This is a genomic window from Spirillospora sp. CA-128828 (assembly GCF_050945415.1).
Classification (GTDB): Bacteria; Actinomycetota; Actinomycetes; order Streptosporangiales; family Streptosporangiaceae; genus Spirillospora.
The window spans coordinates 3,912,154-3,934,661 of sequence record NZ_CP191986.1; the positions used below are offsets into that span (position 1 = coordinate 3,912,154).

18 protein-coding genes and 3 rRNA genes are annotated in these 22,508 nt (G+C 67.8%); 12 read left to right on the forward strand and 9 right to left on the reverse strand.

Annotated features, from left to right (window positions below; genetic code table 11):
* The first annotated feature begins 209 nt into the window (after positions 1-209).
* Genes ACQPXG_RS19280 through ACQPXG_RS19290 form a run of 3 tightly spaced genes read left to right on the forward strand, consistent with a single transcriptional unit; the run spans position 210 to position 3,261 of the window.
* Positions 210-2,477: a SpoIIE family protein phosphatase gene (locus tag ACQPXG_RS19280; RefSeq protein ID WP_433469082.1), complete on the forward strand. Its 2,268-nt coding sequence runs from the start codon at positions 210-212 to the stop codon at positions 2,475-2,477.
* Between the two features lie 43 nt (positions 2,478-2,520).
* Positions 2,521-2,847: an STAS domain-containing protein gene (locus ACQPXG_RS19285; RefSeq protein ID WP_433469083.1), complete on the forward strand. Its 327-nt coding sequence runs from the start codon at positions 2,521-2,523 to the stop codon at positions 2,845-2,847.
* 45 nt (positions 2,848-2,892) lie between these two features.
* Positions 2,893-3,261: an ATP-binding protein gene (locus ACQPXG_RS19290; RefSeq protein WP_240808293.1), complete on the forward strand. Its 369-nt coding sequence runs from the start codon at positions 2,893-2,895 to the stop codon at positions 3,259-3,261.
* A 147-nt stretch (positions 3,262-3,408) separates the two neighbouring features.
* Here the strand turns inward: ACQPXG_RS19290 and ACQPXG_RS19295 are convergent, their stop codons facing one another.
* Together ACQPXG_RS19295 and ACQPXG_RS19300 are read right to left on the reverse strand one after the other, a co-directional pair.
* On the reverse strand, positions 3,409-4,758 hold the full coding sequence (locus ACQPXG_RS19295; RefSeq protein WP_433469084.1) for a class II 3-deoxy-7-phosphoheptulonate synthase: 1,350 nt from the start codon (positions 4,756-4,758) through the stop codon (positions 3,409-3,411).
* A gap of 183 nt (positions 4,759-4,941) precedes the next feature.
* Positions 4,942-5,958 carry a sigma-70 family RNA polymerase sigma factor gene (locus ACQPXG_RS19300; protein ID WP_433469085.1) on the reverse strand — a complete coding sequence of 339 codons (1,017 nt, stop codon included), beginning with the start codon at positions 5,956-5,958 and terminating at the stop codon, positions 4,942-4,944.
* 130 nt (positions 5,959-6,088) lie between these two features.
* Here ACQPXG_RS19300 and trxA point away from each other — a divergent pair, with 130 nt between their 5' ends.
* Together trxA and ACQPXG_RS19310 are read left to right on the forward strand one after the other, a co-directional pair.
* Positions 6,089-6,442 carry a thioredoxin gene (gene trxA, locus ACQPXG_RS19305; RefSeq protein WP_433469086.1) on the forward strand — a complete coding sequence of 118 codons (354 nt, stop codon included), beginning with the start codon at positions 6,089-6,091 and terminating at the stop codon, positions 6,440-6,442.
* A 109-nt stretch (positions 6,443-6,551) separates the two neighbouring features.
* Positions 6,552-7,403 (forward strand): putative RNA methyltransferase, encoded by an 852-nt coding sequence (locus ACQPXG_RS19310; protein WP_433469087.1) that lies wholly within the window; start codon positions 6,552-6,554, stop codon positions 7,401-7,403.
* Here the strand turns inward: ACQPXG_RS19310 and ACQPXG_RS19315 are convergent.
* Complete coding sequence (locus ACQPXG_RS19315; RefSeq protein ID WP_433469088.1) at positions 7,341-8,102, reverse strand: hypothetical protein; 762 nt, start codon at positions 8,100-8,102, stop codon at positions 7,341-7,343. The genes ACQPXG_RS19310 and ACQPXG_RS19315 overlap by 63 nt on opposite strands.
* Positions 8,103-8,864: 762 nt before the next feature.
* Between ACQPXG_RS19315 and ACQPXG_RS19320 the strand changes: the two genes are divergently transcribed.
* The 3 genes from ACQPXG_RS19320 (at position 8,865) to rrf (ending at position 14,216) form a co-directional block, all read left to right on the forward strand.
* A 16S ribosomal RNA gene (locus tag ACQPXG_RS19320) occupies positions 8,865-10,385 on the forward strand.
* A 446-nt stretch (positions 10,386-10,831) separates the two neighbouring features.
* Positions 10,832-13,946, forward strand: a 23S ribosomal RNA gene (locus ACQPXG_RS19325).
* A gap of 153 nt (positions 13,947-14,099) precedes the next feature.
* Positions 14,100-14,216, forward strand: a 5S ribosomal RNA gene (gene rrf / locus ACQPXG_RS19330).
* Together the 16S, 23S and 5S rRNA genes form the textbook arrangement of a ribosomal RNA operon.
* A 43-nt stretch (positions 14,217-14,259) precedes the next feature.
* On the opposite strand, the gene ACQPXG_RS19335 is transcribed toward rrf, so the two are convergent.
* The 3 genes from ACQPXG_RS19335 to ACQPXG_RS19345 all read right to left on the reverse strand — a co-directional run bounded on the left by ACQPXG_RS19335 (position 14,260) and on the right by ACQPXG_RS19345 (position 16,325).
* The gene (locus ACQPXG_RS19335) at positions 14,260-14,616 is read right to left on the reverse strand and encodes a tetratricopeptide repeat protein (RefSeq protein WP_433469998.1); all 357 of its coding nucleotides are present in this window, start codon (positions 14,614-14,616) and stop codon (positions 14,260-14,262) included.
* 540 nt (positions 14,617-15,156) lie between these two features.
* Positions 15,157-15,855, reverse strand: a complete 699-nt coding sequence (locus ACQPXG_RS19340) for a hypothetical protein (RefSeq protein ID WP_433469089.1) — start codon at positions 15,853-15,855, stop codon at positions 15,157-15,159.
* Positions 15,762-16,325: an MFS transporter gene (locus tag ACQPXG_RS19345; protein ID WP_433469090.1), complete on the reverse strand. Its 564-nt coding sequence runs from the start codon at positions 16,323-16,325 to the stop codon at positions 15,762-15,764. The genes ACQPXG_RS19340 and ACQPXG_RS19345 overlap by 94 nt, the downstream gene beginning before the upstream one ends.
* Before the next feature lie 63 nt (positions 16,326-16,388).
* On the opposite strand from ACQPXG_RS19345, the gene ACQPXG_RS19350 reads away from it, so the two are divergent.
* Together ACQPXG_RS19350 and ACQPXG_RS19355 are read left to right on the forward strand one after the other, a co-directional pair.
* Complete coding sequence (locus ACQPXG_RS19350) at positions 16,389-16,982, forward strand: TetR/AcrR family transcriptional regulator (protein ID WP_433469091.1); 594 nt, start codon at positions 16,389-16,391, stop codon at positions 16,980-16,982.
* Between the two features lie 323 nt (positions 16,983-17,305).
* Positions 17,306-18,331, forward strand: a complete 1,026-nt coding sequence (locus ACQPXG_RS19355; protein WP_433469092.1) for a M4 family metallopeptidase — start codon at positions 17,306-17,308, stop codon at positions 18,329-18,331.
* Positions 18,332-18,344: 13 nt separating this feature from the next.
* On the opposite strand, the gene ACQPXG_RS19360 is transcribed toward ACQPXG_RS19355, so the two are convergent.
* From ACQPXG_RS19360 to ACQPXG_RS19370, 3 genes are all read right to left on the reverse strand, one after another.
* Complete coding sequence (locus ACQPXG_RS19360; protein WP_433469093.1) at positions 18,345-19,100, reverse strand: hypothetical protein; 756 nt, start codon at positions 19,098-19,100, stop codon at positions 18,345-18,347.
* Positions 19,101-19,183: 83 nt separating this feature from the next.
* On the reverse strand, positions 19,184-19,618 hold the full coding sequence (locus tag ACQPXG_RS19365) for an SMI1/KNR4 family protein (RefSeq protein WP_433469094.1): 435 nt from the start codon (positions 19,616-19,618) through the stop codon (positions 19,184-19,186).
* Between the two features lie 35 nt (positions 19,619-19,653).
* Positions 19,654-20,361: a haloacid dehalogenase type II gene (locus ACQPXG_RS19370; protein WP_433469095.1), complete on the reverse strand. Its 708-nt coding sequence runs from the start codon at positions 20,359-20,361 to the stop codon at positions 19,654-19,656.
* A 77-nt stretch (positions 20,362-20,438) separates the two neighbouring features.
* Between ACQPXG_RS19370 and ACQPXG_RS19375 the strand changes: the two genes are divergently transcribed.
* Positions 20,439-21,065, forward strand: coding sequence for a LysE family translocator (locus ACQPXG_RS19375; protein ID WP_433469096.1), 627 nt, complete (start codon positions 20,439-20,441; stop codon positions 21,063-21,065).
* A 79-nt stretch (positions 21,066-21,144) separates the two neighbouring features.
* Positions 21,145-22,446 (forward strand): UDP-N-acetylglucosamine 1-carboxyvinyltransferase, encoded by a 1,302-nt coding sequence (murA, locus tag ACQPXG_RS19380; RefSeq protein ID WP_433469097.1) that lies wholly within the window; start codon positions 21,145-21,147, stop codon positions 22,444-22,446.
* Positions 22,447-22,508 lie beyond the last annotated feature (62 nt).

The following is a 22,508-nucleotide window of genomic DNA, read 5'->3' on the forward strand; positions in this document are numbered from 1 at the left end:
TCCGCGCACTGGTGGTGACCGGACGGTACTGACCGTGCATCCGCCCTTGTAGCCTTCGTGTTACGGTCTGTCGTGTCGTGGCGGGGGGTCGCGAACACCGAGGCCGGACGCAGGTTACGGACCGGTTCACGGCTCTCGTGGCCGGGCGGCCGACCAGTCTGTCACGATAGCCAGACCCGGTAGAAAACGTTTCGAACGAGGGACGACAGTTGGATCGCCAGACGGCGTCGGCCACCTTCCCGTCCACCGCCCCTGCGGTGGCGGACGCGCGCCGGTTCGTCCGGAAGGTGCTGGCCGACTGGGGCATGGACGAGGTGGCGGACGACGCCGTCCTGGCGACCAGCGAGCTCGCCACCAACGCCATCGCCTACGCCGGGACCTCCTTCGAGGTCGCCTGCCGCCTGCATGACGGGGCCGTCGAGATCGAGGTCCGCGACCGCCATCCCACCCGGGGCATCGAGATGCCGGGCGTCACCGCCTCCAGCGGGCGCGGACTGCCGTCGATCTCCCGGCTCGCCGCGTCCTGGGGGGTCTCCTACGACCGGCGCTCCAAAGGCGTCTGGTTCCGGCTACCCGGTCCGGGCGCGGCGGAAGGCGCGGCTTCGCCGGACACCGTGGCCGCCGAGACCGCCGAGACCGCCGAGGCCGCCCGCACCGCCGAGATCGCCGGCAACGGTTCCGCGCGGGGCGACCACCCGGTCCGCGACCGCGGCCCCCGCGACGGCGCCGAGCCGGCGCGCGAGGGCGCCGGTGCCGCCGTCCAGGGCAGGTTCGCCGGCGGGGCCGGCGAGATCCCTGTCGCCGGCGACCGGCTACTGCGCTCCCCGGCGGCCGTAGAGGCCATGGAGGACGGCGTCGCCGCCGTCCGGGAGGTCCTCGGCGCCGAGGGCGCCGCCGTCCTGCTGACCGAGCGCGACGGGCGCCTGATCATGGGGTCGTCCGCCGGGACCGCCGCCGAGATGCCGCTCGGCGAGCTGTCGGTCGGCTCCCTCGCCCCCGCCGCCCGCGCCGGCTCGGCCTGGGTGGCCGCCGACGCCTCCGATCCCACCGCGGCCGCGCTGCGGGCGCGGTCGCTGGCCGCCGCGCCGCTGGAGTCCCAGGGCCGGCTGACCGGTCTCATCGTGGCCGTCTCGTCAGCCTCCGGCCGCTTCGGAGAGGCCGACGGCGTCCGGCTCGGCCGGCTCGCCGACGAGATGTCGCTCTCCCTGGAGAAGGCCAGGGTGGGGGAGTTGGAACGGTCCTGGCGGGGCTGGCTCAGCTTCGTGGCCGAGGCCAGCGACCTCCTCGCGGGCACCCTCGACCAGGAACGCACGATGGCGCTGGTCGCCCAGCTCGTCGTGCCCCGGCTGGCGACCTGGTGCGCCGTCTACACCGTGACCGAGGCCGAGCCCGACCGGCTCGCGTACGTCTGGCACGCCGACGAGAACCGCGCCGACGGCCTCCGCGAGCTGCTCGAACACGCGGGCGCCGCCCCTCCGACCGACGTTCCCGGGCCCTGGAACGGGTTCGCCGCCGCTCCCGCGGAGTTCCGCGTCGCGGCCGGCGACACCTCCGGCGACCAGGTCTACGCGTTCCCGCTGATCGCCCGCGGCCGGCGCATCGGCACCATCGCCATCGGCCGCCCGTCCGGCGACCGCTTCCCCCGCAGCGCGATCGAGCTGGCCGAGGAGCTCAGCCGCCGCGCCGCCCTCGCCGTCGACAACGCCCGCCTCTTCTCCGCCCAGACCGCCATGAGCAGCGCGCTGCAGCGCAGCCTCCTGCCGCCCGGCATCCCCGAGATCCCCGGCCTGGAGGTCGCGGTGGTGTACGAGCCCGCCGGGGAGGGCAGCGAGGTCGGCGGTGACTTCTACGACGTCTTCGAGAGCGGCCTGCGGCCGGGCAGCCCCGCATTGGCGTCCCGCTGGCGGTTCGCCATCGGCGACGTGTGCGGCACCGGCCCGGAGGCCGCCGCCGTCACCGGCCTCGCCCGGCACGCGCTGCGCATCCTCGCCGCCGAGGACATGTCCGTCCCGGCCGTCCTCACCCGCCTCAACCGGCTCATCCTCGGCGAGGGTGAGCGCGGGCGGCTGCTCACCCTGCTGCACGGAGAGATCGCGGCCCGGCGACGCTCCGACGGCGTGACGATCAGGCTGACGAGCGCCGGGCACCCGCCGCCGCTGATCCTCGACCCGGACGGCGGCGTCCGCGAGGCCGCCTCGCCGCAGCCGCTGCTGGGCGTCTTCGACGGCGTGGAGTTCCACACCGACGCCGTCGACCTGCGCCGCGGGGAGGTCCTGCTCTGCGTGACCGACGGCGTGACCGAAAGGCGCGCCGGCAACCGGCTGCTCGGCGACGGGCACGGCCTGGAACGGCTGCTCGCCGGCTGCACCGGGCTGAGCGCGGGCGCGGTCGCGGCCCGCATCCAGCGCGCGGTGCGCGATTTCGGCCCTGAACCCTCGAACGACGACGTTGCCCTCATCGTTCTGCGGGCGTCATGATGGAGACCAACAATCGGTAAGGTGGGGTGGCGTGGGGCTTGCCTTGCACACGACACGACAGGACGGCCGCGCGACGATCGCCGCGCGCGGCTCCATCGACCTGCACTCCTCCGAAGAGCTGCGCACTCGGCTGACCGAGCTCGTGGACGCGGGCGAGAGGGCGGTCGTCGTCGACCTCGCGGCGGTCGATTTCTGTGACTCCTCCGGGCTCAACGTTCTCGTCAGGGCGTACAAGCACGCACGCGCGCAGAACGCCACGCTCACCGTCACCGGTGCCTACGGCCGGGTCGAGAACGTGCTGCGCACCACCGGGCTCGACCGGTTCCTCATCGAGGACCAGGCGGAGGAGGCGTCGGCCGATGGACGGTGAGGGGACGACGATGCGGAACGGCGAGCGGGCGGAGTGACCGACCCGATGACCGAGACCACACTGCGCGCGGCGCCGCAGACCGAGGCGGTCGAGTACGCGAGGCGGCTCGCCGCCCGGACCATGCGCACCTGGGCGCTCATGGACCGCGAGGAACTCGTCACCGCGATCGTGGCGGAGCTCGTCGCCAACGCCGTCCGGCACGCCGGGACGGCTCTGGAACTGCGCCTGCTGCGCGGCACCGGCCGGGTCCGCGTCGAGGTCCGCGACCGCGCGGCCCAGCTGCCCCGGCTGACCGTTCCCGGCCCCCTGGACGAGTCCCACCGCGGCCTGTTCATCGTTGACCGCTTCGCCAACTCCTGGGGCGCCGACCCGGTGACCGGCGGCAAGGTCGTCTGGGCCGAGGTCGACATCTGACGGATCGTCCCGCCTGGAACGTGCCGTCCCGTAAGACCTCCCGTGAGCGCTGACGCGATCATGGCCCGGTCCCCCGGCGCGCCTGTGCCGTGTCACACATGCGACAGGCCCGGACGGCCGACGGCCGTCCGGGCCTGCTGGGGATGATCAGGCGGATTTGCGGTACAGCTCCGCGACCATGAAGGCCAAGTCCAGGGACTGACCGCGGTTGAGGCGCGGGTCGCAGGCCGTCTCGTACCGCTCGTGCAGGTCGGTCTCGGTGAGGCCGTGCCCGCCGCCGACGCATTCGGTGACGTCGTCGCCGGTGAACTCGATGTGGATGCCGCCCGGGTGCGTGCCGAGAGCCCGGTGGACCTCGAAGAACCCGGCCACCTCGTCCAGCACGTCGTCCAGGCGGCGCGTCTTGTGCCCGCTGGGGGCCTCGAACGTGTTCCCGTGCATAGGGTCGCAGATCCACGCGACGGGCGCGCCGCTCTGGTGCACCTTCTCGATCAGCGGGGGCAGCGCGTCGCGGATCCGGTCGGCGCCCATCCGGGTGATGAAGGTGAGCCGACCCGGCTCGTGGTCGGGGTTCAGCCGCTCCATCAGCGCCAGAGCGTCGTCCGCGGACGTCGTCGGGCCGAGTTTCACCCCGATCGGGTTGCGGATGTGCCGCAGGAACTCCACGTGGGCGCCGTCCAGCTGCCGGGTCCGCTCACCGATCCACAGGAAGTGCGCGGACACGTCGTACGGCAGGCCGCTGAGGTGGTCGATGCGGGTCAGGGCCCGCTCGTACTCCAGCAGCAGCGCCTCGTGGCTGGAGTAGAACTCCACCCCGTGGAACTCGTCGGGGTTCGCCCCGCACGCCTTCATGAACGTCAGCGCGCGGTCGATCTCACCGGCGAGCTGCTCGTAGCGGCGGCCCGCCGGGCTCTGCGCCACGAAGTCCTGGTTCCAGGCGTGCACCTGCCGCAGGTCGGCGTAGCCGCCCTTGGTGAACGCCCGGCACAGGTTCAGCGTCACCGCCGAGCAGTGGTACGCCTTCAGCAGGCGGTGCGGGTCGTTGCGCCGGGACGCCGCGTCGAAGTCGAACCCGTTCACCGCGTCGCCCCGGTACGCGGGCAGCTCCACGCCGCCGCGGACCTCCGCGGGCTTGGAGCGGGGCTTGGCGAACTGGCCGGCCATCCGGCCGATCTTCACGACCGGGACGCTCGCGGCGTAGGTGAGCACGACCGCCATCTGCAGCAGCGTCTTGAGCTTGTTCTTCACCGCGTCGGCGTTCGACCCGTCGAACGTCTCGGCGCAGTCGCCGCCCTGCAGGACGAACGCCTGACCGCGCGCGACGTCCGCGAGCTGTGCCTTCAGCTGGTCGCACTCGCCGGCGAAGACGAGCGGCGGCTGGGCCGCCAGTTCGGCGGCGACGGCCCGGACCTCGTCCGGATCATCCCAATCGGGCTGCTGGAGTGCGGGGAGGGCGCGCCAGGCGTCGAGGTCCCCGGTGACGGCGGATGTACTCACGCTGAAAAGGCTATGGCACCGCCCGCCCCGCGGTGACGCCCAGCCCGGCGGCAGCCGGCCGGACGGCGTGTGAGCGAGGGCGCCGTGACCTGCCCGGCCGCCCGGAAACGCCGGCCGGGCGGCCCCGGTGCGGGGGCCGCCCGGCCGATGATCACGGGGCGGGGGAGGCGGGGCCGGCGGTCGTCAGGCCGCCCGGCTGCCGGCGGTGGCGGGCTCGCGGGCGGGGCCCTGGCCGCCGACCGGACCGCCGGCCAGCGTCCGGCGGCCGCTCAGGTCCGTCTCGCTCGCCAGCTGCCGCAGCCGCCGCAGCGAACGGTCGGTGATCTGCCGCACCCGGTTGTGGCTAAGGCCGTACCGGGCGCCGATCTGCGCGTACGAGAGCGGCTGGCCGTTGTCCATCCCGAACCGGGCCCGCAGGATCGCGGACTCGCGTTCCGGAAGCCGTTCCAGCAGCCGTCCGAGGCCCTCGATGTCGTCCAGCGCGAGGATCTCCGTCTCCGGGGTGACCGCGTCCGGATCCTCCAGCAGGTCGCCCATCGGCGTCTCGCCGGCGTCGTCGACGGTCGCGTCCAGGCTCGCCGGGTCGCGACGCCAGCGCAGCAGCTCGTCAACGTGCTCGGCATCGGCGCCCAGGTGCCCGGCGAGCTCCTCGCGGGTCGGCTCCCTGCCGAGCTCGCGGCCCAGCTGGCGCTCCGCGCGGCGCAGCCGCGAGAGCTCCTCCTCGACGTGGACCGGCAGCCGGATGGTGCGGGCGGTGTGACTGAGCCCACGGCCGATCGCCTGCCTGATCCACCATGTCGCGTACGTGGAGAACTTGAAACCGCGGCGGTAGTCGAACTTCTCCACCGCCCGCATCAGCCCCAGGTTCCCCTCCTGGATGAGGTCGATGAGGGGCAACGAGTCGGTCGGGTATTTCCGGGCGATCGAGACCACCAGCCGCAGGTTGGCCTCGACGAAGCGCTGCTTCGCACGCAGCCCCGCCGCGGCCAGTTCCTCCAGCTCCTCGCGGGAGGCGCCGTCGGGCACCCTCCCCTCCTCGAGAAGCTGCTCGGCGTACAGGCCCCCTTCGATCGCCTTGGCCAGATCGACCTCCTCCTGCGCGTCGAGCAGGGGGGTGCGGCCGATCCGGTCGAGGTACGCTCCGACAAGATCCTTGTCGGGGACGTCGACCCTGTCGCCCTTGGTACGGGTTGCAGCCATCCTGACCCTTCTCCGGTGCGATCTCCCTAAGGGGACAACGCTAATTACCGCTCTGTGATTCCCGGGTGGGGAATACTGCGAGGCTGTAAGCCGCTCTACGACCTGATACCCCGAATGAGGAGAAACCGACATGGCGACGGTCACACTGACCGCTGAGAACTTCGACGAGGTGGCTCAGGGCGACGGCATCGTGCTGGTCGACTTCTGGGCGGAGTGGTGCGGCCCGTGCAAGAGGTTCGCGCCCGTGTTCGAGAAGTCGGCGGGCACGCACGACGACATCGTCTTCGGCAAGGTCGACACCGACGCCGAGCCGGAGCTGTCGGAACGGTTCGGGATCAGGTCCATTCCCACCCTGATGGCGATCCGCGACGGAATGATCGTCTTCGCCGAGCCGGGCGCGGTGCCCGAGCCGGTGCTGGAGAACGTGATCGAGCAGGTCCGCGGCCTGGACATGGCGGACGTCCGGCGGCGCGCCGAGTCCTGAGCGCACGGCCTGCCAGGTTGCGCCGACGAGGCGCCCGCCGGGCGAGCGGGCGGCGTGCGGGCGGCGCGACGGCAAAGAAGCGGACTGTGCCGCCCCTTCCATGGCCGGCATGGTCGATGATGGACGGATGCTCGCCGATGTCGTCCCCTTCCTGGTGTGCCCCGTGTGCGGAGCCGATCTCGAACTGGCCGGCCACAGGCTGCTCTGCCCGGGCGGGCACACCTTCGACATCGCGCGCCAGGGATACGCGAACCTCCTGCCGGGCAACGCCCGCCCTGGAACCGCGGACACGCCGGAGATGGTGCGCGCGCGAGACGAGTTCCTCAGGGCCGGACACTTCACGGCCCCCGCCGATCGGCTCGCCTGGAACGTCTCCCAGGCGGGATCCGGACTCGTCCTCGACGCGGGTGCCGGAACCGGGCACTACCTGAGCCGGATACTCGACCGGTCACCGGACACGATCGGCCTCGCCCTCGACATCTCCAAACACGCCGCCCGCCGTGCCGCAAGGGCGCATCCACGCTGCGGTGCCGTTGTGGCCGACCTGTGGCGTCCGCTGCCGATCCGCGACGGCGCCGCCGACACGGTGGTGAACGTCTTCGCTCCCCGTAACGCGGCGGAGTTCCACAGGGTCCTCCGCGAGGACGGGCTCCTGTTCACGGTGACGCCGTCGCCGCGGCATCTCGGCGCGCTTGTGGAGTCGCTGGGGCTGCTGTCGATCGACAAGCGCAAGACCGAGCGCATGGACACCGCGCTCGCCGGCTACTTCAAGCTGGATTCACGTCAGGAGCTCGAAGCCGAGGCCGCCCTGACGCACGACGAGGTCGCAACGCTTGTAGGCATGGGGCCGAGCGCGCACCACGTCCCGGCTGACCGGCTGCGAGAACGCCTGGAGCGGCTATCGGACCCGTTGTCGACGCCTCTGTCCTTTGTCCTGTCGACCTACCGGCGGCTTGAGTAGGCGCACGTTCACGTTCTGCGTGATCTCCAGGAGCACTTGTGGCACCTCCCCTGGAGCCGTGACGTCCTTTATGTTGGGCACGTTGACCGTCTCGTACAGGAACGATGCTGAGAGCGAGCGAGTCTTGGCGCTCAGCAGGAGGCGCTGGAGCGCCTGGCCCGCACGAAGCCACTCGGCAGGGGAGTCTCCGCGGGTCGTGAGCACTGCCCGCTGCGCTGTCGAGTCCGCGCGCGAGGGAAGCGGATGGAGCACCGTCCCCTCAAGCCGCGCCACGCCGCTCAGCTCGTCGATCAGGGCAGGGCGAGGGCAGGCACCCGTTCTGGGACGGTCGCCGAGGAAGGGACGGAGGGTCGCGGCGTAGAGCAGCCGCTCTTCTTGGGTCACCCGATGACGCCCGGCGAGCCGCACTGAGGCGAGGACTGCCGGCCGTCCGGGGTCCGGAAGCAGCCGCACCACGGCCTCGTGGCCGAGCTGCGCAGCGGCCAGACGGAGATTCACCAGTGCGGCGCCGCTGCTGAGATGCAGCCCTCGTCCCGAGGGATCATGCATGGGCCGGAATCTGACCGGGTCGGCGTGCAGCTCGATCAGGCCCTGCACGACCTTGAACCGCCAGGCGTGCACGTCATGGATCGTGGGCCCCATCGTCGCGGCGACCACCAGCCGCGCTGCCGGAGAGCGGGCGGCCACGGGCACATTCACGAGGATCCTCCTGACCTCGGTCAACGGTCGTGCCGGGAGCCACCGCTGCATGTCGGGCGGTTGAGCGGTCTGGGCACCGTACCCCACTGTGACCCGGCACACATAGTGCGTGAAAAGCGAGGTCAGAGTGGTCTTTGGGGTTCTTGAGCGACAAGGGTGGCAATTGGCTGTAGCGCTCCGATTTGACGGTCTCCGCGGGTCGCCTTAATGTCTCTCCTGCTCCAAGGGGCGCGGGACGCCATGAGGCGGCCGGCCCCGGGGCTGGATCTCCGAAAATGGCTCGAGCCTCGCTCGGACTGCTGTAGGATGGTCCGACCAGCCCAGGACGGGATGCAGGACGCCGAGAGGTGGCCGGCCCGCAGGGCACTTCCCACGAGATGATCTCTCCAGGTTTTCGGCCTGGGGGTGTGTCGTCGTGTGGGGGCCTGGACTCTCTCCGGCTCGTCGAAAAGATCTTGGTTGATCGGCTTGACAGACGGCGGGTATCGGGTAAGTTAGAAGGGTTGCCCCGGAGCCGGGGCCTGCGGGAGCGGGGTTCGGCGCGGTGGGTGTCCGTTTCTTGAGAACTCAACAGCGTGTTAAAAGCCAGTGCCTTTATCGGCCCGGTCTGTTTGTTGGCCGGGTCGCCCCGTGGCCGTCTTTGGATGGTCGGGGATTTCTTTGAGGCAATGCGGTCCTTCTCGTGTGAGGGGGATCGTGGTGCTGGGATTGTTTCCTGAGGTTTGGTCGGCTGGGGTTCGCCCCCTGGTTGGTCGTTGGACCTTGATGGAGAGTTTGATCCTGGCTCAGGACGAACGCTGGCGGCGTGCTTAACACATGCAAGTCGAGCGGAAAGGCCCCTTCGGGGGTACTCGAGCGGCGAACGGGTGAGTAACACGTGAGCAACCTGCCCCTGACTTTGGGATAAGCCTGGGAAACCGGGTCTAATACCGGATATGACCATTCTCCGCATGGTGGGTGGTGGAAAGTTTTTCGGTCAGGGTTGGGCTCGCGGCCTATCAGCTTGTTGGTGGGGTGATGGCCTACCAAGGCGACGACGGGTAACCGGCCTGAGAGGGCGACCGGTCACACTGGGACTGAGACACGGCCCAGACTCCTACGGGAGGCAGCAGTGGGGAATATTGCGCAATGGGCGGAAGCCTGACGCAGCGACGCCGCGTGAGGGATGACGGCCTTCGGGTTGTAAACCTCTTTCAGCAGGGACGAAGCTAACGTGACGGTACCTGCAGAAGAAGCGCCGGCTAACTACGTGCCAGCAGCCGCGGTAATACGTAGGGCGCAAGCGTTGTCCGGAATTATTGGGCGTAAAGAGCTCGTAGGCGGTTTGTCGCGTCTGTCGTGAAAGCCCACGGCTTAACCGTGGGTCTGCGGTGGATACGGGCAGACTAGAGGCAGGTAGGGGAGAATGGAATTCCCGGTGTAGCGGTGAAATGCGCAGATATCGGGAGGAACACCGGTGGCGAAGGCGGTTCTCTGGGCCTGTACTGACGCTGAGGAGCGAAAGCGTGGGGAGCGAACAGGATTAGATACCCTGGTAGTCCACGCCGTAAACGTTGGGCGCTAGGTGTGGGGTTCTTCCACGGATTCCGCGCCGTAGCTAACGCATTAAGCGCCCCGCCTGGGGAGTACGGCCGCAAGGCTAAAACTCAAAGGAATTGACGGGGGCCCGCACAAGCGGCGGAGCATGTTGCTTAATTCGACGCAACGCGAAGAACCTTACCAAGGCTTGACATTGCCGGAAAACCATCAGAGATGGTGGGTCCTTTTTGGGCCGGTGACAGGTGGTGCATGGCTGTCGTCAGCTCGTGTCGTGAGATGTTGGGTTAAGTCCCGCAACGAGCGCAACCCTCGTTCCATGTTGCCAGCACGTTATGGTGGGGACTCATGGGAGACCGCCGGGGTCAACTCGGAGGAAGGTGGGGATGACGTCAAGTCATCATGCCCCTTATGTCTTGGGCTGCAAACATGCTACAATGGCCGGTACAGAGGGCTGCGATACCGTGAGGTGGAGCGAATCCCTTAAAGCCGGTCTCAGTTCGGATCGAAGTCTGCAACTCGACTTCGTGAAGTCGGAGTCGCTAGTAATCGCAGATCAGCAACGCTGCGGTGAATACGTTCCCGGGCCTTGTACACACCGCCCGTCACGTCACGAAAGTCGGCAACACCCGAAGCCCGTGGCCCAACCACCTTGTGTGGGGGGAGCGGTCGAAGGTGGGGCCGGCGATTGGGACGAAGTCGTAACAAGGTAGCCGTACCGGAAGGTGCGGCTGGATCACCTCCTTTCTAAGGAGCACCAACTGGCCCGAGCTGCTTCCCTTCCGGGAAGGCTCAGGTCGGTGGCCGCCAGTGACGGCGCATGTTCGTCAGGTGGCTGCTCATAGATGTGGAGCACTGGCTACTCAGCTCACTGCCTGTGTGAGCCGGCAAGTACCGCCTCAAGGACCCTCGGGTCTGTGGGGAGTGGGAACGGCGGCCTCGGGCGGGTAGAGGGTTGGACACGCTGTTGGGTCCTGAGGGAACGGGCTTCGCCCGGGTGCCTCTGGATCGCGGGACCAGGACCACATTCCTTCATCGGGGTGTGGTTTTGGTGGGCCCGGTTGTTTTTTGAGAACTGCACAGTGGACGCGAGCATCTCTGGCGAATGATGAGATCTTGCAGGCTGATCCCTTTGGGGGTTGGTTTTGTGGGGTTTTGTTGTTTGTCTGCGATTTGTTTTGATCGTTTTGTGTGTTCAAGTTTTTTAGGGCATACGGTGGATGCCTTGGCATCAGGAGCCGATGAAGGACGTGGGAGCCTGCGATATGCCTCGGGGAGTCGGCAACCAGACTTTGATCCGGGGATTTCCGAATGGGGAAACCTGGCACTCGTCATGGGGTGTCGCCGCCTGCTGAATGTATAGGCAGGTTGGTGGGAACGCGGGGAAGTGAAACATCTCAGTACCCGCAGGAAGAGAAAACAATTGTGATTCCGTGAGTAGTGGTGAGCGAAAGCGGAGGAGCCTAAACCGTGCGCGTGTGATAGCCGGCAGGCGTTGCGTGTGCGGGGTTGTGGGACCATCCGGGTCCAGCTGCCGCTGGATCGAGGAGTTATAAACTGCTCGGATAGTTGAACGGCTTGGGATGGCCGACCGTAGACGGTGAGAGTCCGGTAGACGAAATTCGAGTGGCTTCTGGGTGTGTTCCCGAGTAGCACGGGGCCCGTGAAATCCCGTGTGAATCTGCCACGACCACGTGGTAAGGCTGAATACTTCCTGGTGACCGATAGCGGACTAGTACCGTGAGGGAAAGGTGAAAAGTGCCCCGGTGAGGGGTCGTGAAATAGTACCTGAAACCGTGTGCCTACAAGCCGTCAGAGCGTCCTCGAGGGGAACTTGTTTCTCTTGTTCGTGATGGCGTGCCTTTTGAAGAATGAGCCTGCGAGTTATGGTGTGTGGCGAGGTTAACCGGTGGCGGGTAGCCGTAGCGAAAGCGAGTCTGAATAGGGCGTTTTAGTCGCATGCTGTAGACCCGAAGCGGGGTGATCTAGCCATGGGCAGGGTGAAGCGCCGGTAAGACGGTGTGGAGGCCCGAACCCACCAGGGTTGAAAACCTGGGGGATGACCTGTGGTTAGGGGTGAAAGGCCAATCAAACTCCGTGATAGCTGGTTCTCCCCGAAATGCATTTAGGTGCAGCGTTGCGTGTTTCTTGCCGGAGGTAGAGCTACTGGATGGCTGATGGGCCCTACAAGGTTACTGACGTCAGCCAAACTCCGAATGCCGGTAAGTGAGAGCGTGGCAGTGAGACTGCGGGGGATAAGCTTCGTAGTCGAGAGGGAAACAGCCCAGATCATCGGTTAAGGCCCCTAAGCGTGTGCTAAGTGGGAAAGGATGTGGAGTTGCTGTGACAACCAGGAGGTTGGCTTAGAAGCAGCCATCCTTGAAAGAGTGCGTAATAGCTCACTGGTCAAGTGATTCCGCGCCGACAATGTAGCGGGGCTCAAGCACACCGCCGAAGCCGTGGCATTGCATCCTTTTGGGTGTGATGGGTAGGGGAGCGTCCTGCGTCCGGTGAAGCCTCGGGGTGACCCAGGGGTGGAGGGTGTGGGAGTGAGAATGCAGGCATGAGTAGCGAATCACACGTGAGAAACGTGTGCGCCGGATGACCAAGGGTTCCTGGGGCAGGCTAATCCGCCCAGGGTAAGTCGGGACCTAAGGCGAGGCCGACAGGCGTAGTCGATGGACAACGGGTTGATATTCCCGTACCCGCTGGTATGCGCCAACGCTGAACCCTCTGATGCTAACCACCCGAACTATGCTCGGGGCCTTCGGGCTCTGGGTGTGGGGAGCGTGGGGCCCGAGGGGGTAGTAGGTGAGTGATGGGGTGACGCAGGAGGGTAGCTCAGCCCAGGCGATGGTTGTCCTGGGGTAAGCATGTAGCCCGGTGTGCAGGTAAATCCGTGCACCGTTTAAGGGTGAGATGTGATGCCGAGCCGTTTTAGGTGAAGTGAGTGATCCCATGCTGTCGAGAAAAGCCTCTAGCGAGTGTATCGGCGGCCCGTACCCTAAACCGACTCAGGTGGTCAGGTAGAGAATACCAAGGCGATCGGGTGAACTGTGGTTAAGGAACTCGGCAAATTGCCCCCGTAACTTTGGGAGAAGGGGGACCACGCTTGGTGAACCGTCTTGCACGGGGAGCTGGGTGGGGTCGCAGAGGCCAGGGGGAAGCGACTGTTTACTAAAAACACAGGTCCGTGCGAAGTCGTAAGACGCTGTATACGGACTGACGCCTGCCCGGTGCCGGAACGTTAAGAGGACCGGTTAGACGCTTTCGGGTGTCGAAGCTGAGAATCTAAGCGCCGGTAAACGGCGGTGGTAACTATAACCATCCTAAGGTAGCGAAATTCCTTGTCGGGTAAGTTCCGACCTGCACGAATGGCGTAACGACTTCCCCGCTGTCTCAACCACAGGCCCGGCGAAATTGCAGTACGAGTAAAGATGCTCGTTTCGCGCAGCAGGACGGAAAGACCCCGGGACCTTCACTACAGCTTGGCATTGGCGCCTGAAGCGTCTTGTGTAGGATAGGTGGGAGACTGTGAAGCCCAGACGCCAGTTTGGGTGGAGTCATTGGTGAAATACCACTCTGGTCGTTTTGAGCGTCTAACCCGCACCCGTGTATCCGGGTGGGGGACAGTGCCTGGTGGGTAGTTTAACTGGGGCGGTTGCCTCCCAAAGAGTAACGGAGGCGCCCAAAGGTTCCCTCAGCCTGGTTGGCAATCAGGTGGCGAGTGCAAGGGCACAAGGGAGCTTGACTGTGAGACGGACGTGTCGAGCAGGTGCGAAAGCAGGGCCTAGTGATCCGGCACCTACGTGTGGAAGTGGTGTCGCTCAACGGCTAAAAGGTACCCCGGGGATAACAGGCTGATCTTCCCCAAGAGTCCATATCGACGGGATGGTTTGGCACCTCGATGTCGGCTCGTCGCATCCTGGGGCTGGAGTAGGTCCCAAGGGTTGGGCTGTTCGCCCATTAAAGCGGCACGCGAGCTGGGTTTAGAACGTCGCGAGACAGTTCGGTCCCTATCCGCTGTGCGCGTAGGAGAATTGAGAGGGTCTGTCCCTAGTACGAGAGGACCGGGACGGACGAACCTCTGGTGTGCCAGTTGTCCCGCCAGGGGCACGGCTGGTTGGCTACGTTCGGTCGGGATAACCGCTGAAAGCATCTAAGCGGGAAGCCTTCCTCGAGATGAGTTCTCCCACCCCCTTTGTGGGGTGTAAGGCCCCCGGTAGACGACCGGGTTGATAGGCTGGAGATGGAAGCACGGTGACGTGTGGAGTCGACCGGTACTAATAGGCCGAGTGGCTTGAACACACTGAACGTTCAAAGCATCTCGCTGCGAGACGATGTTCGCGTCCCTGTGTGGTTCCCAGGAAACAACCGGGAACCCGCACAACATAATATCGAGCCTTGGTTGCTCGGACGAGTTCTTCCCGCACCCCTGCTGGGGGTGTTGGGGGTTGGTCGTTCGGTGGTTTTGGCGAGGGGGAAACACCCGGTCCCATCCCGAACCCGGAAGTTAAGCCCTTCAGCGCCGATGGTACTGCATGGGAGACTGTGTGGGAGAGTAGGACACCGCCGGACTCTATTATGGATAGGGCCCCGCCGACACGGCGGGGCCCTTTCTTTATGTCTCGATATCCAGCAATGCTTTCGCGTAATTGGAGAGCGAACGGTTGTAACGGGGAAGATGGCGTGACAGCGCTCCGAGTGCGAGTCCGGCCGCCTCGCGCTCCCGCCCGACATCGGTGAGCGCGAGAGCGAGGAACGCGGTGACGGCGTCGTCGAGTTCGTCGGAGCCGGCCTTCCGTTCAGCGGTCAGGAGGGCGACGCTTTCGTCGGCCCGGCCGAGATTGCGGAGGGTGCTGGCGTACTGAATCGTGGCCTGCCTCCGACGCGACTCTGGGAGCCCGGCTGCGAAGGCTCGCTGGTAGTGCCCTGCCGCCGCAGCCTCGTTACCGATCGAGTCATGGGCGGAAGCCAGTTCGTACTCGCCAACGGCGTCGCCGGCGAAAGTTCAGCGGTCAGTTCCTCGACCTTCGCGAGGAAGTCATCGGGCTCATGGTCGTCGAACGTCGCCCACAGGTCGGCCATTCGCCGTTCCCACTCAGGGACGGGATTGATCATGAACCACAGAATACGACCACCATCATGCGCTCGCGTGCCTGAGGCCGGGCCAAGGGGCACGGACGTGGTGGAGATGTACCAGATGACGTCGGCTGGTACGTGATGAAGACGGGCGTCACGGCTACGACGGCTCAGCTGCCTCGGGGAGGATGTTGAACTCCACCCTGGCCAGCGGAGCACCCAGACAGGCGTGAGGGCCGACACCCAAAGTGAGGTGGGTTCCTGTCCGTCAGCCATGGACACTTCATGTGACCCGATGGACACGAGAGGCCGGCGCAACGATTGTGCAACGTGGGGCGAGGCAGAATTGGACCGCTCGACAGCTGTCGGGATCATGGTCGCGCCGGTGCCAACCCACACACCTTGCACCGGCGCGGCCACCGCCCCGCACATACGCTCAGACGTTCGCCTCGCGATCCCCCAGGCCCTTGCGTACGTTCACCGAGGCGGTCGTCGCTACGGTGCGTTCGGCAAGGCCGAACAACGCCAAGGCCAGCAGGGCGCAGCCCGCGGCGGCGACCGGGAGGGATCCCAAGCCGGCGGCACCGAGCAGCCAGCCCCCGAGGCCCGCGCCCAGTGAGGCTCCGACATAGACCGCGCTGCTGCTGAGCGCCAACGCCTGCGGATCGCTTTCGGGGCCGGCCAGCGCCAGAACACGCGTCTGGACGGGAAGTGGAACCGACCAGGCAGCCGCCGACCACAGCAGCAACAGTGGGACGACGAACGCCAGATGCGCAGGACGCAGCGACCAGGACACCGCCAGTCCCGCCATCGCCGAGATGAAGACGGCGACGGCCAGCGCGAACGTCCTCGCTGGGCCGAACCGGTCACCCAAGGTGCCGCTGAAACCCCCTCCCACGATGCCCGCGATGCCGGTGAGGATCAGCAGCCCGCCGAGGCCGGACGGAGTCACGCCCGCCACCTCGTCCAGGAACGGCGCCAGATAGGTCTGCATCAGCAGGTTGCTGAGGACCGCGGCGACGGCTGCCAGGAGCACGCACATCACGGCAGGACGGCCAAGCGGACGAAGGCGTTCACCCAGCCCAGCCGCGGGCGGCGGTGCCACGTCCGGCACGGCGACGCGCAGGAAGACCATGGCGGCGAGGCCCAGGAGCCCGCCCGTCCCGGACGCCGACGACGACGGCGCCCGTCAGCCCCGCCATGACCGTGGCCAGGTCGCGGCCCTGCCGCCCGGACGGGGAAAGAGCTGCGGTGACCGCTAACACCGCGGGCAGGACGGCGGCCGGCGAACGCGGCCATCAGTGCTGCGAAGGACGTGGCGAGCGGGACGGCGAGGTTGGCGGCGCAGAACACCAGCATCCCGCCGGTGAGCAGTCGGCGCCGCGGCCAGGACGCCGTGAGCACGGCCGCCGCGGGCGCGACCACGGCGCAGATGACGGAGAAGACGGTCACGAGCTGCCCGGCCGCGGCCTCGCCGGTCGACAAGCCGTCCGCGATGGACGGCAGCACGCCGACGATCACGAAGTCGTCGGTCTGGAGGGTGAAGGCGGTCAGGGTAAGGGCGGTGAGCCAGAGCCCGCCGGAGGAGCGTCGGCAGAGGGGCATTGAGTTAAGGTAACACTCGTTACCTTATGGGCCGGACGCCCGGTGAACGAAGGAGACCCGTCAGTGGCCAGGCCGCGCGACCCGCACCGCCGCACCGAGATCCTCGACGCGGTACTCGACCACCTCGCCGAGCACGGAATGTCCGGCCTCTCGATGCGTCCGATCGCCCAGGCGCTCGGGCAGAGTACACGCGTCCTGACCCACCACTTCGCCGACAAGGACGCGCTCCTCGCCGCGCTGCTGCAACGCCTGGACGAGGTCCAGCACGCGCAACTCCACGCGACCGAGGGCTGGGACGACACCACGCGGGGGATCGGCGCGATCGTCCGCGACTCCTGGGACCGCCATCTCGCGCCCGAGAACATCGCGCACACCCGGCTCGTGCGGGAGATCGAGGGCCTCGCGGCGGCCGGACGTCTCGGTGGCCGGGTCCCGGCATTCCTGACGGAAAGGGCCGAGTTCGTCGCCGGCGCGCTGACCGCCCGCGGCCTCGACCCGGCCCGGGCGCGCGTCAACGCGACGTTCCTCAACAGCGCCTACTCCGGCCTGCAGACCGACTTCCTCACCACCGGCGACCGGGAACGCGTCGAAAGGGCGCTCGACGAACTGTGCGAGCTCGCCGACTCCTGGACGGTGAGCGAAGGCCGGACGGACTAACGCGACCCGGCATGGATCATGATCGCCTCAGTGCCGAGATCGTCACCTGGACGGAGCTGCTGACGTCCTCGATCAAGGACGCGGCCCGGTCATCGAACTGCTCCTGCTCGTCTACCGGCGGCGTACGGCCGAGGGGTTGGAGATCTTCGGCGATCAGGAACTGCTGGCCTTCTGGCTGGAGTGGGTCGCGTTTGCCTGATGGGCGCGGACACCAGCACAAACTTCGCCAGCATTCGGTGCCGCGGACGGGCGATGCCCGCCAGACTTGGACGCGGCGCGGATTGGACCTGTTCCCGCAAGAGACCGGACCATACCGTCCGCCCATGCGTAACACACGACGTTTCGCCCTGGTGGCCGTGGCCGCGTTTCCTCTCGTCATGGCGATGCCGCCCGCGTCGGCCGCGGATTCCGCGACGACCGCGACCGGGACCGTCTTCTACCCCAACCCCGTCCAGCAGCTCGGCGACGAGTCCCTCACCGATGCGAAGGACGCGGACTACGCCGCGCTGGCGTCCGCCTACCGCCAGGTCACCCTCACCGACCTCGACGGTTCCGGGTCGCTCACCGGCCGATATGTGCGGGTCAAGAGCGAAACAGGCAAGGCGGCCCGAATCGACGATGGCGCGCTGACCGCCTATCACCGCGACTCCGACCAGTTCGAGCAGGTCATGGGCTACTACTGGGTGACGACCGCGCAGAAGTACCTGCAGCACCTCGGGTTCGGGTCCGCGCTCCGTCCGGTGAACCAGCGGCAGATCGAGCTGCGGATCGACCAGTACGGGGGCGACAACTCGTTCTTCCGGGGCGACAAGGCGAACATCACGCTCGGCAAGGGCGGCGTGGACGACGCCGAGGACGCCGAGGTGATCGTCCATGAGTACGGTCACTCCGTGCAGGACGGCCAGGTCACCGGGTTCGGCACGAACCTGGAGTCGGGTGCGATCGGCGAGGCGTTCGGCGACTACCTGGCTGTGGCGGTCACCAGCTGGGCTACCGGTACACCATCCAAGACCCCGGAACCGTGCGTCGCCGACTGGGACTCGGTGTCCTACACGTCCGGTCCGACGCACTGCCTGCGGAGGCTGGACGGGACCAAGCACTACCCCGAGGACATGGTGGGCGAGGTCCACGCCGACGGCGAGATCTGGTCGCGGGCCCTGTGGGACATCCGGCAGGCGCTCGGCGACACCAAGGCGGGGACCCTGATCGTCGAGGCCCAGTTCGCGTTCGCTCCGGACACCTCGTTCAAGGCTGCCGCCAACGCCACCGTCGCCGCCGCTCAGCGTCTCTATGGCGCGCAGGCGGCGCAGGCCACCCGGGAGGCGTTCGCCGCGCGCGGCATCCTGTGAGCGTCGCTCCGCTTCAGCCGGTGCGGGTCAGGCGGACGTATCCGTATGGGTTGAAGAAAAGGTCGTCCTCGTCGTAGCGGTCGCACGTGCCGGTGCGCAGCACCCAGCGGGGGGCGTCCTCGGTCATCCGGAAGCCCGCGCCGTCTTCGATCTCCTCCGCGCGGGGATCGGTCAGCAGGTAGATCGCCAGCGCGTCGAGATGCATGACGAGATCGGGCAGATCGTCGTCGGTCAGGTCCTCCCTCTCGGCCTCGATCTCCACCTCGGGCGCGCCGAGGAGGTGCATGCCGCAGCTGTAGAGGACCTGGCCGTCGTAGATCGGCCGCTTCACCCAGGCGGAGACGAGCGCATCGGCCAGGTCCTCGTTCTCGGCGCCGGCCGCCAGGTCGGCCAGCGCCAGCCAGCGGTCCCGGCCGTGCGTGATCCCGCTGCTCTCGTTCTTCACCGCGGACGCGCCGGAGCCCAGCAGAGCGGCGGTCGCCGCGAGCAGCCGCCGTGACGTGTCGGCCGCAAGCTCCCGCATCATCGGCGCGGACAGCAGGTAGCCGACGGTGTCGTGGGACTCGACGGCGGCCCAGTCCGCCTCGTCGAAGGAGGCCGCGGCCAGGCTGGCTTCGAAAGCGTCCGGCATCCTCGGGTCGGGTTCTTCCTCGGAGTACTCGCGGTCGAGCACGAAACCGCCGAAGCCGGCGGCGATCCGTTCCATCTCCGGGAGACCCAGCTCGGAGCTGAGGACGCACAGCACGTGTCGTGGACTCACTTCGCTCATCCCGGCACGTTACTGATCATCATCGGCGTCCGCGCCGATTCCTTCGCTTTCACATGCATGGGCCCGGGTTCCGCCCGGGTGTGTCATTGGTACCAGTCGTCCTCGTCGCTTGAGAGGGAGCGGCCGAGGTAGTCGCCCAGGTCTCCGGCCGCCCAGCGGCGGCTGTCCGTTTCGTGTTCCCAGACGAAGACGTCCGCGCGCGGCGGCGTCCGGACGAAGGCGAACCGGTCGCCGCCGCCGTTGTCGCCGAAGAAGAGCAGCGCGTCGAAAGGCATGTAGAGGCCGGCGAGCGAGTCGTCCGTCCAGAAATGAAGATTCTGCTCGACGATCTGCTCCAGCGACCAGACCGTGTCCACGCCGTAGTGCCCGATCACGCCGTCGGTCTCTTGGAGGAGACCGGTGAGCTGGGAGGGGAGCGGGCAGCCCAGACGTTGCTCGGCGGCGGTGACCGCCGCGGTGTCGACGGGCGGCCTGAACTCGACGTCTGGGAATGCCTCGGCCGCGACCTCTCTCCACATGCGTGAACCTTAGCGGCGGAGCAGTCGGGCGTAGGTCAGGGCGAGTCCGTCAGGGCGCGGGCCAGGTCGATGAGGTCGGTGGCGACGAGGTCGGGGTCGGAGGGCGGCGGGCCGGGCTCCGCATCCGGGCCCCATTCGAGGCGGGGGATGAAGGCGGTGCGGAGGCCCGCCGCTGCCGCCGCTTCGAGATCCTCAGGGTGGCACGCCACCATGAGGAGGCGTCGCGGCTCGACGTCGAGGAGTTCGGCGGCCATGCGGTAGACGCGCGGGTCGGGCTTGTAGGACTTGGCCAGCTCCGCGGACAGGATGCAGTCGAAGCGGAGACCGGCGTGTTTGGCGAGGCGGGTGAGCAGGCCCACGCCGCCGTTGGACAACGTGGCGGTGAGGACGGGGCTCCGGTGCAGTCGTTCCAGGCCTTCGGGCGCGTCCGGCCATGGGCGGAGACGGTGCCAGGCCTGGACGAGATCGCCCCGGTGGGCGGCGGTGAGGGCGTCGAGTCCGTGTTCGGCCAGTACCCGGTCGAGCATGAGGCGGTGCAGATCGTCCAAGGGCCGCCACGGCAGTTCGCCGGCGACGACCCTGCGGAGCGTCGGACGGTAGCGGCGCCGCCAGGCGTCGGTCACGGCGGGCCAGTCGGCGTGCAGACCGGCCCGTCCGCCGATCTCCGCCAGTTCCCCGGTGACGCTTGAACGCCAGTCGGTCAACGTTCCGAACACATCGAACACCGCCGCGTCAACGTCCATGCACAGCACTCTTCCATGTGCTCGGGTCATCATGTCCGGGCGAGGCGGCCCGTAAGGAGCGTCGGTATTATTCGATCATGATGACTGCCGTGATCGCCTTCGCCGCCGCAGCGCTGATCATCAATGTGGTGCCGGGGCTGGACACCTTCCTCGTGCTCAGGACGTCCGTCGCGCAGGGGCGGCGGTGCGGGCTGGCGGCGGCGCTCGGCATTCTGACCGGGTGCGCCGTCTGGGGGCTCGCCACGGCGGTCGGGCTCACCGCGCTGTTGACCGCCTCGCATCTGGCGTATGACGTGGTGCGCGTCTGCGGTGCCGCCTACCTGGTGTGGCTGGGGGCGACGGCGCTGTGGCGGGCCCGGAAGAAGACCGGTGAGGACGTCCGGCCTGAGCCCGTCGTCGTCGCAGGGCGGGCGGCCGCGTTCCGCGCCGGAGTCGGGACCAACCTGCTGAACCCCAAGGCCGGCGTCTTCTACATGAGCCTCGTCCCGCAGTTCATGCCGCACGGGGCGCCGGTGTTCGGCACGACGGTCCTGTTCACCGCGATCGACGTGGTCGAACTGGCCGTCTGGTACTGGATCGTGTCGGGTGCGGCGGCGGCGCTCGGGGAGCGGCTCAGGCGGCCGTCGTTCCGGCGGCGCCTGGAGCAGGTCAGCGGCGTCGCGTTCATCGGCTTCGCGGCGAACCTCCTGGCCGACCGCCCCTGACCGTGTCGTAACGAGCGGGTCGCGCCGGGGATGCGGTGAATTCGATGGGCGGTCACCGCCGACCCCGTAGTCTTCTCGGATGACTGAGAAGCTGTGGCGTATTGAGCCGTCGGGGCCGCTTCGCGGGGACGTCACCGTGCGGGGGGCGAAGAACGCGGTCAGCAAGCACATGGTCGCGGCGATGCTGGGGGACGGGCCGAGCACCATCGGCAACGCCCCCGACGTCGGCGAGGTCGGGATCACCGCGGGCATGCTGGAGCACGTCGGGATGACCGTGGAACGCTCCGGCGGCGAGGTGACCGTCGTCCCGGGGCCGGTGTCGGACCCGAGCGTCGGCAAGGCGTTCACCGGGCTGAACCGCATCCCGATCCTCATGCTGGGACCGTTGCTGCATCAGGCGGGTGAGGCGTTCGTCCCGCTGGTCGGGGGCGACCCGATCGGGCGGCGGCCGGTCGACTTCCATGTGGAGGCGCTGCGGGCGTTCGGCGCCGAGGTGTCGCACGCGGCGGACGGGATCCACGCCCACGCCACGCGGCTCGTGGGGACGCGCGTCGACCTGCCGTATCCGAGCGTCGGCGCGACGGAGACGGTGCTGCTGGCGGCCGTGCGGGCCGAGGGGAAGACCGTCATCCGGAACGCGGCGACGGAGCCGGAGATCATCGAGCTGGCGCTGTTCCTGCAGCGGATGGGGGCGCGGATCTCGTTCGCGCCCGACCGGCGCATCGTGGTCGAGGGCGTCGAGCGGCTGAGCGGCGCGCAGACGCGGCTGGGCGGTGACCGGATCGAGGCGTTCTCCTACCTGGTCGCGGGCCTGGTGACCGGGGGAGAGGTACGGGTGCACGGCTGCCCGCAGGACCGGCTCGTCACCGCCATCACGACGCTGACCGGGATGGGCGCGAAGTTCGAGATCACCGACGAGTGGATCATGGCGTCCGCGCCGGACGGCCTGCACCCGGCCGCGGTGCAGACCGACACGCACCCGGGGTTCGCGACGGACTGGCAGACCCCGCTGATGGTGCTGTTCACCCAGGCGGACGGCATGTCGGTGCTGCACGAGACCGTCTACGAGAACCGGCTCGCCTACGTCCCGGCGCTGCAGAGCATGGGCGCGGAGATAGAGGTCTACGACACGTGCCTGGGCGGCCCCGCCTGCCGGTATCACGACACGGCGGCGGTGCACTCGGCCGTGGTGCGCGGAGTGTCGAAGCTCCGCGGCGGGGACGTGACCATGCCCGACATCCGGGCCGGGTTCTCGGCGGTCCTGGCGGCGGCCGTCGCCGAGGGGCCGTCCACGCTGCGCGGCGTCCACCACATCGAGCGCGGCTACCACCGTCCGGTCGAGCAGTTCCGGACGCTGGGGCTGTCGCTGCAGGCGGGTTAGCCGGTCCTTACCGGGTGTTGGCCGAAACCTACAAGACGGCTGCGCGGGCGGCGGTCACGCTG

Bases quoted from the DNA above. Each gene is read 5' to 3' on its own strand.
- ACQPXG_RS19300 (WP_433469085.1), bottom strand. From the start codon at position 5,958: ATGGCTGCAACCCGTACCAAGGGCGACAGGGTCGACGTCCCCGACAAG.
- ACQPXG_RS19360 (WP_433469093.1), bottom strand. From the start codon at position 19,100: ATGAGCGAAGTGAGTCCACGACACGTGCTGTGCGTCCTCAGCTCCGAG.
- ACQPXG_RS19365 (WP_433469094.1), bottom strand. From the start codon at position 19,618: ATGTGGAGAGAGGTCGCGGCCGAGGCATTCCCAGACGTCGAGTTCAGG.
- murA (WP_433469097.1), top strand. From the start codon at position 21,145: ATGACTGAGAAGCTGTGGCGTATTGAGCCGTCGGGGCCGCTTCGCGGG.
- ACQPXG_RS19370 (WP_433469095.1), bottom strand. From the start codon at position 20,361: ATGGACGTTGACGCGGCGGTGTTCGATGTGTTCGGAACGTTGACCGAC.
- ACQPXG_RS19310 (WP_433469087.1), top strand. From the start codon at position 6,552: ATGGTCGATGATGGACGGATGCTCGCCGATGTCGTCCCCTTCCTGGTG.
- ACQPXG_RS19345 (WP_433469090.1), bottom strand. From the start codon at position 16,325: ATGCCCCTCTGCCGACGCTCCTCCGGCGGGCTCTGGCTCACCGCCCTT.
- ACQPXG_RS19340 (WP_433469089.1), bottom strand. From the start codon at position 15,855: ATGGTCTTCCTGCGCGTCGCCGTGCCGGACGTGGCACCGCCGCCCGCG.
- ACQPXG_RS19355 (WP_433469092.1), top strand. From the start codon at position 17,306: ATGCGTAACACACGACGTTTCGCCCTGGTGGCCGTGGCCGCGTTTCCT.
- ACQPXG_RS19290 (WP_240808293.1), top strand. From the start codon at position 2,893: ATGACCGAGACCACACTGCGCGCGGCGCCGCAGACCGAGGCGGTCGAG.
- ACQPXG_RS19375 (WP_433469096.1), top strand. From the start codon at position 20,439: ATGATGACTGCCGTGATCGCCTTCGCCGCCGCAGCGCTGATCATCAAT.
- trxA (WP_433469086.1), top strand. From the start codon at position 6,089: ATGGCGACGGTCACACTGACCGCTGAGAACTTCGACGAGGTGGCTCAG.